This window comes from Dissulfurimicrobium sp. (assembly GCF_049968175.1).
GTDB lineage: Bacteria > Desulfobacterota > Dissulfuribacteria > Dissulfuribacterales > Sh68 > Dissulfurimicrobium > Dissulfurimicrobium hydrothermale.
In genome coordinates this window covers 6934-22594 of sequence record NZ_JBMFRG010000034.1, presented here as the reverse complement: position 1 = coordinate 22594, position 15661 = coordinate 6934, and the positions used below count along the sequence as shown (strand labels likewise).

16 protein-coding genes and 1 pseudogene are annotated in these 15661 nt (G+C 47.3%); 10 read left to right on the top strand and 7 right to left on the bottom strand.

Annotated elements, in window-relative coordinates; translation table 11 throughout:
• On the top strand, positions 1–481 hold a 481-nt coding region (locus tag ACP5SG_RS05935; protein WP_428122853.1), incomplete at its 5' end, for an amidohydrolase family protein.
• A 98-nt stretch (positions 482–579) separates the two neighbouring features.
• On the opposite strand, the gene pdxA is transcribed toward ACP5SG_RS05935, so the two are convergent.
• The gene (gene pdxA / locus ACP5SG_RS05930) at positions 580–1614 is read right to left on the bottom strand and encodes a 4-hydroxythreonine-4-phosphate dehydrogenase PdxA (RefSeq protein WP_424661278.1); all 1035 of its coding nucleotides are present in this window, start codon (positions 1612–1614) and stop codon (positions 580–582) included.
• Positions 1607–2155: a bifunctional pyr operon transcriptional regulator/uracil phosphoribosyltransferase PyrR gene (pyrR, locus tag ACP5SG_RS05925; protein ID WP_237887866.1), complete on the bottom strand. Its 549-nt coding sequence runs from the start codon at positions 2153–2155 to the stop codon at positions 1607–1609. Before pyrR ends, pdxA begins: the two co-directional genes overlap by 8 nt.
• Before the next feature lie 133 nt (positions 2156–2288).
• Here pyrR and fusA point away from each other — a divergent pair, with 133 nt between their 5' ends.
• The 6 genes and pseudogenes from fusA to ACP5SG_RS05895 all read left to right on the top strand — a co-directional run bounded on the left by fusA (position 2289) and on the right by ACP5SG_RS05895 (position 9067).
• Positions 2289–4325 (top strand): elongation factor G, encoded by a 2037-nt coding sequence (fusA, locus tag ACP5SG_RS05920; RefSeq protein WP_237887864.1) that lies wholly within the window; start codon positions 2289–2291, stop codon positions 4323–4325.
• 137 nt (positions 4326–4462) lie between these two features.
• Positions 4463–4960, top strand: coding sequence for a DUF2934 domain-containing protein (locus tag ACP5SG_RS05915; RefSeq protein ID WP_424661277.1), 498 nt, complete (start codon positions 4463–4465; stop codon positions 4958–4960).
• 5 nt (positions 4961–4965) lie between these two features.
• A pseudogene (locus ACP5SG_RS05910) lies at positions 4966–6065 on the top strand (YcaO-like family protein); the annotation flags it as partial.
• On the top strand, positions 6054–6707 hold the full coding sequence (locus ACP5SG_RS05905) for a tetratricopeptide repeat protein (protein WP_428122856.1): 654 nt from the start codon (positions 6054–6056) through the stop codon (positions 6705–6707). The pseudogene ACP5SG_RS05910 and the gene ACP5SG_RS05905, both read left to right, overlap by 12 nt.
• A 237-nt stretch (positions 6708–6944) precedes the next feature.
• Positions 6945–7265, top strand: coding sequence for a TusE/DsrC/DsvC family sulfur relay protein (locus ACP5SG_RS05900; protein WP_424661276.1), 321 nt, complete (start codon positions 6945–6947; stop codon positions 7263–7265).
• Between the two features lie 188 nt (positions 7266–7453).
• Positions 7454–9067, top strand: coding sequence for a hypothetical protein (locus ACP5SG_RS05895; protein WP_428122844.1), 1614 nt, complete (start codon positions 7454–7456; stop codon positions 9065–9067).
• Between the two features lie 54 nt (positions 9068–9121).
• On the opposite strand, the gene ACP5SG_RS05890 is transcribed toward ACP5SG_RS05895, so the two are convergent.
• The 3 genes from ACP5SG_RS05890 to ACP5SG_RS05880 are packed head-to-tail and all read right to left on the bottom strand — an operon-like array spanning position 9122 to position 10789.
• Positions 9122–9892, bottom strand: coding sequence for an ATP-grasp domain-containing protein (locus tag ACP5SG_RS05890; RefSeq protein ID WP_424661274.1), 771 nt, complete (start codon positions 9890–9892; stop codon positions 9122–9124).
• Complete coding sequence (locus ACP5SG_RS05885) at positions 9889–10191, bottom strand: hypothetical protein (RefSeq protein WP_237887852.1); 303 nt, start codon at positions 10189–10191, stop codon at positions 9889–9891. Before ACP5SG_RS05885 ends, ACP5SG_RS05890 begins: the two co-directional genes overlap by 4 nt.
• A gap of 37 nt (positions 10192–10228) precedes the next feature.
• Positions 10229–10789 (bottom strand): YbhB/YbcL family Raf kinase inhibitor-like protein, encoded by a 561-nt coding sequence (locus ACP5SG_RS05880; protein WP_428122839.1) that lies wholly within the window; start codon positions 10787–10789, stop codon positions 10229–10231.
• A gap of 214 nt (positions 10790–11003) precedes the next feature.
• Here ACP5SG_RS05880 and ACP5SG_RS05875 point away from each other — a divergent pair, with 214 nt between their 5' ends.
• The 3 genes from ACP5SG_RS05875 to ACP5SG_RS05865 all read left to right on the top strand — a co-directional run bounded on the left by ACP5SG_RS05875 (position 11004) and on the right by ACP5SG_RS05865 (position 14024).
• Entirely contained in the window at positions 11004–12686 is a 1683-nt protein-coding gene (locus ACP5SG_RS05875; protein WP_237887848.1) for a phosphoheptose isomerase, read from the top strand.
• A 14-nt stretch (positions 12687–12700) separates the two neighbouring features.
• A complete protein-coding gene (locus ACP5SG_RS05870) occupies positions 12701–13696 on the top strand; it encodes a potassium channel family protein (RefSeq protein WP_237887846.1) in 996 nt (331 codons plus the stop codon).
• Between the two features lie 88 nt (positions 13697–13784).
• The gene (locus ACP5SG_RS05865; RefSeq protein ID WP_428122834.1) at positions 13785–14024 is read left to right on the top strand and encodes a YgaP family membrane protein; all 240 of its coding nucleotides are present in this window, start codon (positions 13785–13787) and stop codon (positions 14022–14024) included.
• Here ACP5SG_RS05865 and ACP5SG_RS05860 read toward each other — a convergent pair.
• Together ACP5SG_RS05860 and ACP5SG_RS05855 are read right to left on the bottom strand one after the other, a co-directional pair.
• Positions 14021–14611, bottom strand: a complete 591-nt coding sequence (locus tag ACP5SG_RS05860; protein WP_237887843.1) for a 5-formyltetrahydrofolate cyclo-ligase — start codon at positions 14609–14611, stop codon at positions 14021–14023. The two genes, ACP5SG_RS05865 and ACP5SG_RS05860, sit on opposite strands and share 4 nt — an antisense overlap.
• Positions 14612–14639: 28 nt before the next feature.
• Positions 14640–15128: a hypothetical protein gene (locus ACP5SG_RS05855; protein WP_237887841.1), complete on the bottom strand. Its 489-nt coding sequence runs from the start codon at positions 15126–15128 to the stop codon at positions 14640–14642.
• Positions 15129–15661: the final 533 nt, after the last annotated feature.

Genomic DNA, 15661 nt, shown 5'->3' with positions numbered 1-15661 from the left:
GCACTGCCCTGAAAGCAACCTGAAACTCGCCTCAGGGGTGGCGCCTATTGCGGAGATGATCCAGGAAGGGGTAATTGTAGCCCTTGGAACGGACGGTGCGGCAAGCAACAACGATCTCGATCTCATGAGCGAGATGGATACAGCCGCAAAGCTGCAAAAGGGTATAATGAAGGACCCTACATTTGTTCCTGCATCACAGGCCCTTGCCATGGCGACCACGTGGGCCGCAAAGGCCCTCCATCGAGAAGACCTGGGGGTCTTGCGCAAGGGCGCACAGGCAGACCTCGTGGTGGTTGACCTCAATCAGGTACACTTGAGACCATGTTACAACCCTGTCTCACATATAGTATATGTGGCGAGGAGCGGTGATGTCCAGGATGTGATCGCCTCAGGCATGGTCTTGATGGAAGACCGGAGGCTTACCACAATAGACGAAGAAGACCTGCTTTCAAGGCTTAAAAGGATTGTCCAGGCAATATAAAATCTCCCGCCCAAAAACCTCTCTTTAAAATTAAAGTGGCATCCATTGCTGATACGTTCGCCCCCCAACCCTACCTGTATTGATAAAAGGTGCGCAGATCAAGACCCTGCCTTCTTGCGATTGCATACAAGCCTATATGCCAACTCAACCGCAGCAATAAGACTTGAAGGGTCGGCTATGCCAGTCCCCGCTATGTCATAAGCCGTGCCGTGATCGACCGATGTCCTGATTATAGGGAGGCCGAGGGTAACGTTTACACCGTCTTTAAAGTGTAGGAGTTTGAACGGGATCAGACCCTGATCGTGATATTGACAGACCACGGCGTCAAACCTGCCATCCATGACTGCATGATAAAAGATCGAATCAGGGGGATAAGGTCCTGTGACATCTATTCCTTCGGCCCTGGACAGGTCCACTGCAGGCGATATGACTTCTTCCTCTTCATGACCGAACTGGCCGGACTCACCGCCATGCGGATTCAGACCGGCGACCGCTATCCTCGGTCTTTGAATGCCGAAATCATGCATCAAGGCCTCATGTGTAATGGAGACGACCTCGCATATCTTTTCTTTTGTCAAGAGCCTCGATACCTGCTTAAGCGGACAATGTATGGTCACAAGGACTACCTTCAACCTGTCGCCTACAAGCATCATGGCATATCTCTCGGTATTCGTCTTCTCTGCAAGCATCTCTGTATGGCCAGGATATGAAATACCGGCAAGCCTCAAACCGTGCTTGCTTATAGGTGCGGTGACAATGCCGGAGATAATGCCGCTCAATGACAATTCAAGTGCCTTGACTATATATTTGTAAGAAAGCTCACCCGTAAGAGCGGTCGGCCTCCCGCATCTGACTTCATCAGGCTGGAGATTCGAAACCGGCAGGACGTTTATCGCACCGTCAAATATGGTCCAATCAGATAAAATACTACTTATCGGCACATCCTCCCCAAGGAACGCAGCTGTTGTTTGAAGTATGCCAGTATCCCCCAAGACGATAGGTACAAACCTGGCGTAACCAGAACGCCAGAGCGGCCTTTGGACAAAGGCCTTGACGATTATCTCCGGCCCGATGCCCGCAGGACAACCCATCGTGATGCCCAATTTGATCCTCCGATCAACTGGATCAGTCATCGCTGCCCCTTTTGATTACAACCTCATCCCTCCCATCTATCTCATTCAGATAGACGTTTACATGCTCATCGCCAGAGGTTTGTATGGAAAGCCCTGTATAGTCGGACTGAATCGGAAGCTCCCGTCTGCCCCTGTCAACCATAACAGCAAGCTGGATCTTGCGCGGACGACCGAGGTCGGTAAGGGCGTCAAGGGCGGCGCGGACGGTCCTTCCAGTGTAGAGCACATCATCAACCAAAACAATCACCTTGTCGTCTATGGGAAAAGATATATCGGTCTTCCTGACGATAGGATGGTGACTTAATCTGCTCCAGTCATCACGGTAGAGGGTTATATCCAGGACCCCGAAATCGGGCTTTGTCCCCTCGATGGCACCGATTCGTTCTATCAATCGCTCAGCAATAGGCACGCCACCGGTCCTGATACCGATAACAGCCATGCCCATCACACCTTTATTAGCCTCAACTATCTCATGGGCCATCCTGGTGATCGCCCTGTCCATCTCCTTGCCATCCATAATGATTTTGGCCTCAGAACCCATGACCTGACTCCTTATCGCGCCTAGATACCTTAGAATATAAATGCGTAAAATGATCTGGCGGTCTGTATTGTATAACACATGACTTTTTGTTAAATAGATTCCTTACCCTTTGTCAATGAAAATAGAGGAAAATATGGCAGGCGAAAACCGCATCAAACTCATAAGGAATATAGGAATTATCGCACATATAGATGCAGGCAAGACCACACTTACAGAACGTATCCTTTTTTACACAGGCAAGACCCACAAGATAGGTGAGGTCCATGATGGGCAGGCCACTATGGATTGGATGCCAGAAGAGCAAGAGCGAGGTATCACCATAACATCCGCGGTTACTACATGTTATTGGCAAGATAAAGAGATACACATTATAGACACGCCTGGGCATGTAGACTTCACCATCGAGGTGGAGAGGTCACTGAGGGTCCTGGACGGTGCCATAGGTGTTTTTTGTGCAGTAGGCGGCGTAGAGCCCCAGTCCGAAACCGTATGGCATCAGGCTGACAAATACAATGTCCCTAAAATAGCCTTCATAAACAAGATGGACAGGCTAGGAGCCGATTTCTGGGGTGTGGTGGAGCAATTAAAAAACCGGCTCGGCGCACATCCCTTGATACTGACTATGCCAATGGGCTCGGAAGATTCATTCAATGGGGTATTCGATCTCATAAAAAGAAAATTGATCGTTTGGAACGAAGAGACCCAAGGGATGGAATTCGAAGAACGCCCTGTGCCGGATGAATACATGGACAGCGTTGCAAAAACCAGGCTTGGGCTAATAGAGGCGCTGGCCGAGGTTGATGACGGGATAATGGAAAAATACCTTTCTGAAGAGGAAATAAGCGATAAAGATATCCATGAAGCGATAAGAAAGGCGTGTATCTCCCTTAAAGGTGTGCCAGTCTTCTGTGGTTCAGCGCTCAAAAATAAAGGGGTCCAGCCGCTCCTGAATGGCATAGCGCGCTACCTGCCTAGCCCTGTCGACATCCCGGCCGTAAAGGGGATAAACCCTGTCACGGGCGAAAAGACTGAGCGTCCCGGCCGCGAAAATGCCCCCCTTTGTGCCCTGGCCTTCAAGATACAGATGGACCAAGGAAGAAAAATGACCTATTTAAGGGTATATTCGGGGGTACTCAGGGCAGGAGACGAGGTCCTGAACCCGGGCAAAAAGCTTAAAGAGCGGGCTGCGCGCATACTCCAGATGCATGCAAACAAACGAGAAAGGATAGAAGAGGCGCGGGCCGGGAATATCGTAGCCGTAATGGGGCTTAAAGACACAACGACTGGCGATACCCTATGTGATCCAACGCACCCCATCCTCCTGGAACCGATAGAGGCCTACAAACCAGTAATCTCGATCGCCATCGAACCAAAGACTACTGGCGATCAGGAAAAGGTAGAGCTTGCCTTGAAAAAACTTGCCGAGGAAGATCCGACCTTTAAGGTGCACACAGATGAAGATACAGGACAACTGATTGTGTCGGGCATGGGGGAGCTGCATCTTGAAATACTCGTCCACAGGCTGTCGAGGGAATTCAACGCCCCTGTCACGGCAGGGAAACCACAAGTAGTCTATAAAGAAACTGTAGGAAATGAGGCAGTATGGGAGGAGCGCTTTGAAAAGGAGATAGCCGGTCACCTCCAGGCGGCTACAGTGGTCATCGGAATAGGTCCAAGACCAAGGGATGCCGGAAACCTCGTTGTAAGCGAGTTGCCGCCCGAGGAACTGCCGGTAGGCTATGAAGACATGGTCCTTGAGGTGCTAAGGCAAGGGCTTGAAAGTGGGGTCGTCCGCGGTTTCCCTATGATCGACACAAAGGTGGTTTTAAAAGACGTTGTCTTTGAAGAAGGCGTTTCCACCGACATTGCCTTGAGGGCTGCAACCTCTATAGGTTTCAAACACGCGTGTGAAAATGCGTCTCCTATACTCGTCGAACCCATAATGAGACTTGAGATACTCGTACCTGACAGTTATCTCGGCGAGGTTATAGGGGATATAAACTCCAGGGGCGGGAACGTAGAATTCATAGAACCGAAAGGTCCAATACAGGTCATAAGGGCCGTGGCGCCCCTTGCCAAGATGTTCGGATATTCCACGGCCCTTCGTTCAGCTACGCAGGGCAGAGGTACGTTCACTATGGTATTTTCCCACTATGCACCCGTCCATTAACCAACCCGAGCTCGACGACATACAAACAGGATGAGGACCTTGGTTGATTTCTTGTAATTTGACAAAAGATACGAAATGATACACACATTAACTAGTGAATTCTTCACATTTTTGACCCACCAAGGAGGATCCAAAAAATGGCACCCAAAAAGACACGGATCATCAAGGGCGAATGGCAGAGTTTCATAAGGGATTTCAACAGACAGAATCAGTTCCGCTTGGCTACATTTGTATTGGGAGAAAATACGATAATAGGGGGACAGGGAGCAGTTTTTGTCGGTCTTTCCTATGAGCCTAAGGCCAACAAGATAGAAGTCTATTTTGGTGGACAGGATGCAGCGCATCCTCTAAACCTTGCACATACAATAAATGGCCCGCGGGCTGTCTATCTTGTCAATGATTATGAAGCCGACAATCCGGTCATAGGCCTCAACATCCAGGGCGCGCCTGGATCACGGACAGCATATCTTGCATTTGCAGAAAACAGTCCCGGGGAAGGTAGGCGACACTGGACATCATGCATCGCCTACCATATATACGAAAACCGCGGAATGGCCTGTGGTCTCGACCAACAAGACTGGTACGAGGCTGAATCCGTCATTGAAGACGTGTCACGCCGCTTTCTGAAAGGATAAGACGCATGTTTAAAGACAGTTTTAAGGCATCAGGCGCCGACATAGACAAGGCCATCGCCCCCGGCGATACTGTTGCATGGGCACGAAGTCGCCTCGAGGCCTTTGATACCCAGATACTCAAGACGGCCGAACGCATAGACAAAGGGCGGCTAGGCATACCTGTATATATCAGCCGATACACCCCTCAAGCAAGCCGCATCACTGGCACTCAAAAACAGATGGGCAAGGGTGCGACGCCGGAACAGGCTGAGGCAAGCGCTGTGATGGAACTCGTAGAAAGATTTAGCATCTTTAGTTTTGTAAAAGACGGTACGAGATCCAATCAAGGGAAATTTACAGATATCTTTGCAGATATCGCCATTGATTGGGATGAGTTCGAATTGCTGCCCATAGATGAGATGCTCATGGCCGCTGGCCTCAAAAATGAATCAAGGTGCCCAGAGGCCTTGGCGTGGCTTGTATCCACAGCGATGTCTTTCAAATGGACAAAGGCCTTGCGCCCCCATGATGGAAAGGGATTTCTGCTGCCGTGGTCATGGTTCTGGCCCATCAACGAATATAACGGTTCAGCCGCTGGAAATTCACTGGAAGAGGCGGCTGTGCAGGCAATATGCGAGGTAGTGGAGCGCCACGTGTGCTCAATAATAAGCAGGGACAAGCTCACCCTACGATCGATCCAGGGAGCCTTCAAAATCCAGTTGCAAGGGAATTGGTAAGGAAATTCAGAGAGACGGGCATTCATCTGATCCTTAAAGACTTTTCTCTAGGTCTCGGCATCCCGACCGTAGGAGCCATTGCATGGGATCCGTCCACATTTCCGAGAAGAAGCGAGATTGTTTATACAGCAGGGACATCGACCAGCCCGGAACGGGCGGCCATAAGAGCGATAACTGAAATAGCCCAGTTGGCCGGCGATTTTGATACAGAGGGAAGATATGTTGAAAGCGGCCTCCCGAAATTCTCAGTCCTTGAAGAGGCGGATTACATCTTAAGGGCGCAATCGATCACGCCAATAAACGCCCTTCCTGACTGCAGCTCGAAAAATTTCAAGACTGAGATAGAAAACGCTGCACTTGCCCTTAGAAAGGCAGGGATGAACACATACCTCATAGATGTAACGCACCCCGATCTAGGCATACCGGCAGTATATGCGATAATCCCCGGCAACCATTTTAGAGACAGGACTATTAAGATAGATCCTGTCTTTCATTGCGCTCGCCTCGCCACTTTACAAGAAGACCATGCCGAAGGGCTATCCGTGCTGCACAAAATTGATCACATCTCCTCGAAAGGGCGCTATGAAGTAGCATTTTATATAGGGCATCTTCTGGAACGGAGTGGCAGATACGATGATGCACTACACTGGTATGACGAGGCCATTAGCCGCGGCCCTGACCCTGATGAACTCGCCAGCATCCATTGCCACAAAGGTTTCTGTCTCAAAGAAAAAGGGGAGTTTGAGATGGCAGCGGTCGAGCTCGAACGCTCAAAAGGACTGAACCCTGAACTCAAAGAGACCTACAATCTCCTTGGTTATTGTTTTTATCGTATGGGTGATTATATAAAGGCCATCGAGGCCTTTGAACAAGCCATCGCCATTGACCCTGGCTCGGCTATAGATTATGCAAATATAGGCAGGAATCTCCACCTTCTCGGCATGAAAAAAATGGCTGCTTTGTGGTATGAGGCAGCCTTGGAGCTTGACCCAGATATCGTATGGGCAAGAGAACAACTCTCAACAATCTAAACCTGCAGTCCTCCGTCTATTAAATGTAAGACAATTTTTTGAATTATTATTCAATTTTTTACATTAATTTTTATAGTTGCATTTCACAACTATCTGTAATTAAGAAATAAAATTTGATATAAATTAATGCAAAAAAGCACAAGTCTGGCTTGACAAACATTTTTTACTATAGTATGAAGCAAATTGAAAAAACTTAAGACGTATTAAATGTATCAATAATCTCATAAGGAGGACCGCATGGCAACAATAGAGTACAAAGGAAAGACGTTTGAAGTCGATGAAGACGGCTTTCTAGCTAAGGGCATGGAGGAATGGTGCAACGAATGGGTTGATTACGTCAAAGAACAAGAGGGTATATCAGAACTTACAGACGAACACTGGAAGATGATAAATACCCTTCAAGATTACTACAAGAAAAACGGGATTGCTCCGATGGTGAGGATTCTTTCAAAGACGACCGGATTTCCCCTTAAGAAGATATATGAGCTCTTCCCGTCAGGACCTGGCAAGGGAGCTTGTAAAATGGCAGGACTGCCTAAACCGACCGGGTGCGTATAAGTTTATTTTTAAGCCCTTGTTTTTATTTCCTCCTCAAAAGCCCTTGCCTAAAGGCAAGGGCTTTTCTATCATATTTTTTATCTTATCTCAATACAAAATTAACTATGCACCCAGGATACGCACCAACCAATAGACCACGACCAGGCCTGGCATGTCGCCCAGCGATCTCATCTATCACGATCTTATCGTTGGCCCTAGCCATAATCCAAGGCCTTTGTCAATCCTCTTTTGCTGCGGCATATCAGGGGCCCCTGGCTATATATTCTGAAGTCGCCAAAGACTTTGCCCCCATCGACGCCATGGTTATGAATGTCACAGGCGACCTCGCCACAATAGATAGAGGCAGGGCGCAAGGTATAACCACCGGCGATATCTTTATAGTTTATAACAAAGGAATTGCAATAAAAGATCATGAAAACAATGGAAAAATCATTGGCTACCTGAAACAACCAGCCGCCTTGTTGGAAGTAGTGCATCTAGAGGAGCAAAAGGCAGATTGTCATATAATATCTGGAAAAACACTGATCAGCCCGGGGCTACCCGCTACGCGATACAGCGATATCACCGCAGCCTGCGTAATTGGAAACAGCTCAAAATCGACGCAGAATAGTTGCGAGACACTAATCCAAACCCTTCCTAACCTGATATGGCTCCCTTCGTCCAGTGTCCCATCAGAGATATTGGACGCCAAATCTATGGAAACACTAGGCATAAAGATACTTTTTTCTTTTGAGGCAGATGATCTAAAGGTTTATGGGCCTGGATTCAAACTTCTGCACCAATATCCTCTCGGAAAAGGCAGGTGGGAAACATCCGAACAAAAGACAGCCGAAAAAACCAATGCGGTTGTACAGAATGTCACCTCTTCAAACCCTCAGATACATATAGACCTTGCAAACGCCGTAACTGTAGGCCGTCTTCCTGAAGGCGCATTACAAACGGATATACTTGACCTAAACGGGGATGGAAAGCTGGAGATGATCTACCTTGTACCGTCTGGGCTTTACATCTGCCCCTTTAGGCAACAAGGTCCGACGGCGTCGTATAGATTCTACGGCCCAGGGCGTCTAGTAAGCTTTTCCGCCATGCCTGGCGAAGGGTGGCTCACCCTCAATATAATTATGGATAATGCAGGGATGAAATCTGTCCTGCTTTCCTACAAAGAGGGGAGGCTTATCGAGGTCCAAGACGGGATAAATCTGTGGATGGCGTTCTTGAACATGGGAGGCAATTCAAAAACGCCGTCAATGGTCGGACAAAGTTTTGATCAGGATACATTGTTCGGACAGAGGTTCTATTTACTTAAACCCGATCAAAGAGGCATACTATACGCCGACACATTGAAATTCCCGGCTCAATTTTCAATATTGGGCGCATATTGGGCCGATCTTAGCAGAGATGGCGAACAAAGACTCATAGCAGCTGACATCTTTGGCAGACTTTCGATCTACAACAGCCTGGGTCAATCTATCTGGTCCACAGCCGAACCCGTAATGCAACCGATCGCCAGACAAGGCATCTTGAAGGCCTGTTTGGTCTCAAACCCAAACGATCCAAGACTATCGTGCCTGCTGTTCGCTGGACGCGACTCCACTGACAATGGTGAAGCAATGGAAGACAGGATAATGATGCTATCATGGCAAGACGGCAGATATGTCCTGCAAGCAATAAGTCAACCCCTTGGAGGCCGCATATCTGGCATTTCAAACGTAAACGGGCAGCTTCTGATCTGTATCGTCAGAAACAATCCCAAAAAACCAGGAAACCACGAAAGTATCCTTTACGCAGTAAAGGTAAAGTAAAGGGAAGTAAGAGGGCGTCCAACCACCTCTATTAAAAATGATACGCGCTTTATTTCAAGGCCCTTGGTCTACAAAGGCCATTTCAAGCGCTGCTATGCGCTCATGATATTCTTTAGTTGAGATCTTGGCGCCTTTCAGCCCGCCTCTAAGATTTATTTCAGATAAAAAAACGCCCGCCGGAGATATCATAAGATCAATATGCGCATAAGGGAATTTTCCTCTGTCCATCACCCTTCTACACAGCGACAACTCCTCGTCAGTAAGCCTGTATTCGCCACTGACCCCCCCAAAATACAGGTTGTTCCGCAGCGTGTAAGGATTCCGCCGCCAATATGCCTCAACATAATCTCCTATAATCACTACACGGACATCTGTAACAGACTCAACAAAAGGCTGAACAACAAATGGATATCCCAAAGAACCAAAACACGCCTGGTTATATACATCCTCGATGGAAGACCATATATGTATACCAAGGCCGCAATTCAGACGATTCTGCTTAGTAACTACGCTTTTTACACCTTGTTTTCCATAAAAAGTAATACCTTGGACCAAATCATGGCGATCTCTGGCCACAAAGGTATGTGGAACCATCCATTCCTTGAATATCATAGCCTGAAGACACTTTGACCTGCTTAATTGCTGGGCAAGGGCCGAAGGAAACAAGATGACGCCGCGCTCAACCAGATCAAGAAACAAGACCTCTTCTGTTGGTTTTATATTCAGGAGACCTATGACCTTGTCACCGTAACCGAGCACGGCCATATGTTCCCTGAAAGAGCGGTTGTCTGTAATCACAAGCGGGGAACGTGCGGCGACATTCAAAAGAGCATCTCCATGAACCTGCTATGGAATTGGCTCATATCCGTCTGGCACTCCCCACAATACAACTTCACCTCACCCAGAATCCTTGATTCATCGCTCTGTGGGGTAAAACTGCCGTCAGGATTTTGTGTATAGCGGGTGGTAAGCATTACATCTTCGGCTATTTCATAAAAATGCCTGTCATTCCCGCATGTCGGACAGACGATGCGCCGGTTGTAATAAGAAAATGCATCGAGACATATATAGCCGACCGCCTTGCCTGATTTAATCTTGCCCTTACTTTTTTCTATCGTCGTCATGTATTAAACTCTCATTGTGATTTAAATATTATTGTGGTCATCGACCGAAATAACCAGTTATTGAAGCCTGGCCTATTATATGTGTCTTTATCGCCTTCATAAATGCATCAAGCGTTGTGTCGTCCGGTAGATCGAGGCGATCCAAATCAAGTGCATATACAGTAAAAACATATGGATGAGCGCCTGTACCGGCAGGGGGTTGTGGGCCGCCGTAACCAAGATCGCCGAATGAATTCCTTAGCTCCCTTGCACCTGGCGGCATGGCCTTACGCGATGCCCCCTCCGTGAGCCCGCTGCAATCCTTCGGTATATTGATCACAAGCCAATGTACCCATCTCCTTGCGACAGGATGTATATCCACAACAGATAGCGCTATGGATCTCGTCCCGCGCGGAAGGTCTGCCCAGGATATAGGCGGCGAGACGTTCTTTCCGCCAACGCGCGGCCTCGTATAGACCACCGGGATGCTTGAACCGTCGGGAAACGCCTCAGAATGTACGTACATCTTCACCTCCTCGGCCTTCGGGATAGCGACATTAATCAACAAAATCAACCAAGTAAAGACAAAGATATTCTTTTTTATCTGGATATTTTTCATAATTATAATAATATAACTTTTAAAATAAAAATCCAGTAGATAGCCTATTGAAACTTGCAGATTATTAAAGTATTTCTATTGATCAAAATTAATCCCAAATTGAGCAGGTAATCATAAAAAAACGACCGGAGATTTTGCTCGATACCGACAACGACTGTCGAGCAAAAAGGCATTCTTAGAGACATCTTAAGAAGATACTAAATAAGGATAAACAGTGTTTTACCGCCCATCTTATATAAACGAGGAAGAAAAAAACGCCATTTTAAAAAGGCTTTGGGAGAAAGACCCATCCCTATGGTCAAAAGATGAAACCGCCCAGATCCTGATCAAGAAACGTCTTGGCTGGCTGGATGTCTTGCCTGACATGAAGCAGGCGAGGACGGAGATCATCGATTTTGTCAAGATGCTCCATGATATGGATATAAAAAGGGTAGTAGTCCTTGGAATGGGTGGCTCGAGCCTCGTCTCAATAGTATTGAGGGATGTCTTCGGCCCGGCAGAAGGCTATCCGATATTAGATGTCCTTGACACCACCGATCCAGATGAAATAAGAAAGATTGCTGATAAAAATAAACCAGGCAAGGTATTCTTTTTAGTTGCAAGTAAATCAGGCACTACCTTGGAACCGAATGCCCTTTTCAACTATTTCTGGTCCATGCTGGAAGCTGATCTTCCAAACACCGGGAGATACTTTGCGGCCATTACAGACCCAGGGACGCCTCTTGAAAGTCTTGCTGCAGAAAAGGGATTTCTAAAGATATTTTTAAACAGATCCGATATAGGGGGGAGATATTCGGCCCTTTCTTATTTCGGTCTTGTGCCGGCTGCCATCTTAGGTCTTGATCTTGACAAGATATTCAACCAGGCAGAAAAGATGATAAACGACTGCGGCCGGTCCGTTCCATGGATCAAAAATCCCGCTTGTATGCTCGGCGAATTTCTAGCCGAATACGCCTTACAAAACAGGGATAAGCTCACTATCTTCGCCGACCCAAAGATCAGACCTATGGCACTCTGGCTGGAGCAACTGATCGCTGAGAGCACAGGCAAAGAGACAAGGGGCATAGTACCGATAATCGGAGAGACGACCGGAATACCTGGATTTTACGGCGGAGAGCGCTCCTTCATCTACATAAGACTGAAGGAAACGCCCGATAAAGAACGACTGGATGAGTTCTTTTCAGAAATCAAAAAGGCCCAATTCCCCGTATATGAACTTTCACTGAATAATGTCTATGAAGTTTGGGGGCACTTTTTTCTTTGGGAAATGGCCGTTGCAATCGCATCCCATTTTCTGGACGTCAATGCATTCGACGAACCCGACGTCAAATCGACAAAGGAAAAGGCACGGGCTGTGCTTGACCGCTATAAGGCCGAAGGCAAGATGCCCGTAAGTTTCTGGATCGACCAGCAGAGTCAGTTTAACTTCAGACTTTCCAATATGCTGGCAAGCTCCATGAAAGGCCTGTCAAGGGCACTGCGTGATATATTCCAAGTTCTGCCTTCGTGGGGCTATCTGGCATTTCTGCCCTATCTTCCCTATGACAAAGATGTTGAAGAAATTATAGGTGAGATGAGGCACATCGCAAGACAAGAACGCAGTTGCGCTACAACCTTGGGTTTTGGTCCCAGATATCTACACTCTACCGGACAGATACACAAGGGAGGGCCTATGAGCGCTGCATTTTTGATCTTCACAAGGAAAAGAGCTGGAGATTATCCTGTAATCCCTGGACTCGACGTATCCTTCTGGCATGTCGAGTTGGCCCAAGCCGTGGGGGATTTTGAGGCCTTGTCTGAGGCCAGGCGCAGGGCAATACATATACACCTGCCAAGCGATTATATACTTGGCCTTAAAAGCTTCAGCAAACTCTTCTCAAGGGCAGCCCGTCTATAGGACAGCAGGACCTCATGCAGGGTGAGCGCAGGGTTTTATTCATATTTCTGCTCATTATCGCCCTTATACTATTCGGCACATTCGGATATATGATTGTCGAGGGATGGAGCGCCCTTGACGCCCTTTATATGACCATAATCTCCATTTCTACAGTAGGTTATGGTGAAGTAAGGCCGCTTTCATCAGCTGGCCGCATCTTTACAATGACCTTGATAACCATGGGCGTAGGGTTATTTTTTTATGCAGTAACCGCCCTTGCGGAAACTATGCTCGAAGGACATCTAAAAGGATTGTGGGAGAAAAGAAAGATGGAAAAGACCATCTCGCGCTTGTCTCAGCATTTTATAGTCTGTGGCTACGGGAGGATCGGAAGGTCCATTTCAGACATGATCTCAAAAGAAGGTCATACGGTAGTAGTTATTGAAAATGACCCCGAGGCCTTGAGAAATACACAAAAGGCCGGGTTTTTGTATATTGAAGGCGACGCCACCCAAGATGAGTACCTCATAAAGGCGGGCATAGAAAAGGCAAGGGGTATCATATGCGTCCTCAAATCCGACGCCGACAACGTCTATATTACACTTACTTCAAGACTTTTAAACCCTGGCCTCTTGATCGTTGCAAGGGCCAGCGACTCAAGGGCTGAGAAGAGAATGGCCCAGGCCGGGGCCAATAAGGTTATATCGCCCTATGAGATAGGTGCAAGACGCATGGCGCTTTCTGTCTTGAAACCCACGGTGATAGAGTTTCTGGACCTGGCGGTCCACTCATCGGACCTTGGCATATCCATCGAGCAGATAGTGGTAAACGCCGGATCTGCGGTCGATGGCGTTACCATTAGAGACATAGGCCTTAGACAAAAAACTGGTGTAACCGTACTCGCCGTACAAAAACTGGCCGACAGCATGATACTTGGACCTGACCCGGATTATATCTTAAAGGCAGGCGATATTGTAATAGCCCTTGGGAGTGAAAAGGGGCTGAATGAGCTAAGGACACTGGTCAGCTGACCCAATGTTACATATCAGCCTTACAAATCTTATATTATATGCTAGCGACTAGGCTGTTGGGTATTTTAAAAAACAAAAAGGAGGATCTATGTATCTTGCAGATACCGACAGATGGTATCTTGAACGTATCCTATGGCTCATAGCAGGAAGCGTGGTATTGACAGGCACGATCCTGGGGATCGTTGTCCACCCTTATTGGTTCGCCCTGCCTATACTAGTGGGCATAAATCTGCTTATTTTTGCATTCTCAGGCTTTTGCCCAATGGCGGTATTGCTCCATAAAATGGGCGTAAAATCCATCACTGAAACACGAGGTGTGAGGAACTAGCCCAATCTCCCGCATCTTATAACCTCATTTTCAGTGACAATAAGGTCCATCTTTTGATCGTGAGGCGCAAGAGGCATCTCCTTCACCAGCTGCAATTGAAATGCAAGACCTATACGTAGGGCGCAAAGGGCCTCTTGCGCTAAAAAACGATCATAATACCCGCCTCCATATCCATACCTACCACAACGCCTGTCAAATACACTGCCCGGAACGATAATGATATCCAGGAGTCCGGGCCGAACGGCCTCGGCCCTTGAAGGATCAGGCGCCAGTATTCCATAGCTGCCCGGCCCGAGATCACGTTCCCAATTCCTTATCAGAAATGGTATTATTCTCTTATTTTTAATATCGGTAAACGGCACAGCCACAGCAAGCCCTTTGGCCAATCTTTCCTTTATGAGGCCGTGGGTTGCCACCTCGCTTCTGAATGAAACGTAAATAAAGGGCAGCGCTGCGTCTCTATAATCTGGAATCGAGTCAAGAACCTCTGCAATCCGTCCGCTTTTTCTGAATATGACATCCGGTGAAAGGCCATCTCTTTTGGAAAGGATGGACTTTTTGAGACTAAGGTGTGCGAGATCAGACATCGGGCTCTCTCTTTTTCTTATAATTCAACTACTTTGAAGGCGTTGGATAAAATATGCGCAGACATGACGATTCGCCCACCCCTTTTGCACACCAAACAGGCCGGCACTCTTTATCTCTCAGGATGTACACTCGTCCTTTTGGGGTAAATTTTATCGATCTTGAAAGTAGATACACCGCTCCGTCTTCGCCAAAAAACTTCGATCCCCTTATCTCCACTGCATCGCCGTCTCTCGGCGAAAACCCTGTCTGCTTTATAAACCACATAGGGGCTATCAATACCCTAAATAGGCAATTCTTGGATTTGACAAGCATACACTCAAGCCCCATGACCTGTACAAAAGATGCGTTGACCACCTTGCCCTTGATCGTAATCTCGGTATTTTCATCATAACCTATCTCTTGGAACCCATGCGCGATCAGGCGTGTCGAAATAAACAAGAAAAACACGACGCAAAATATACAAAAACACATCGCGCCGTGGGCTGGCAGATGATCAACCTCGCCCTGTTTTTTCATTCTCCAGCCTCCAACCTTAGATCAAATACACAGAATAAGCACACAATAATTATATATATGCAGGGGTCGTGCCGGATAAGGCGCCCAAGGACCATTTCATCTTTCCTTTAAATACAGATAAATACAGATCCTGCCATATCAAGTCAATAGCGCGATTATTGGTCATCTATTCGCCAGCATCATCGAGAATGTACAAAAAGAAAGGCCTCCTGACCAAGATCAGGAAGCCTTTCCGGAGAGGAGGGTTGGGAGGGTTAGGGAATTCATCTCTCTCTTGTCTTTATTTATATTGCATGCAATCTATATACCATTTTAAGGACTATCACTTATTAGACTAGGCCAACACAACAAACAGATATCTATTATCCTGAAATGCCTGAAGATATATAACTTCACGTCTTTCAAATTGGCCATGGCGGCCCTATTTTATAAATGCAATTTTTGCATATAAATCTCTGCATTTTTTGCACTTCAACCAAAAAAGAAAGGCCTCCTGACCAAGATCAGGAAGCCTTTCCGGAGAGGAGGGTTGG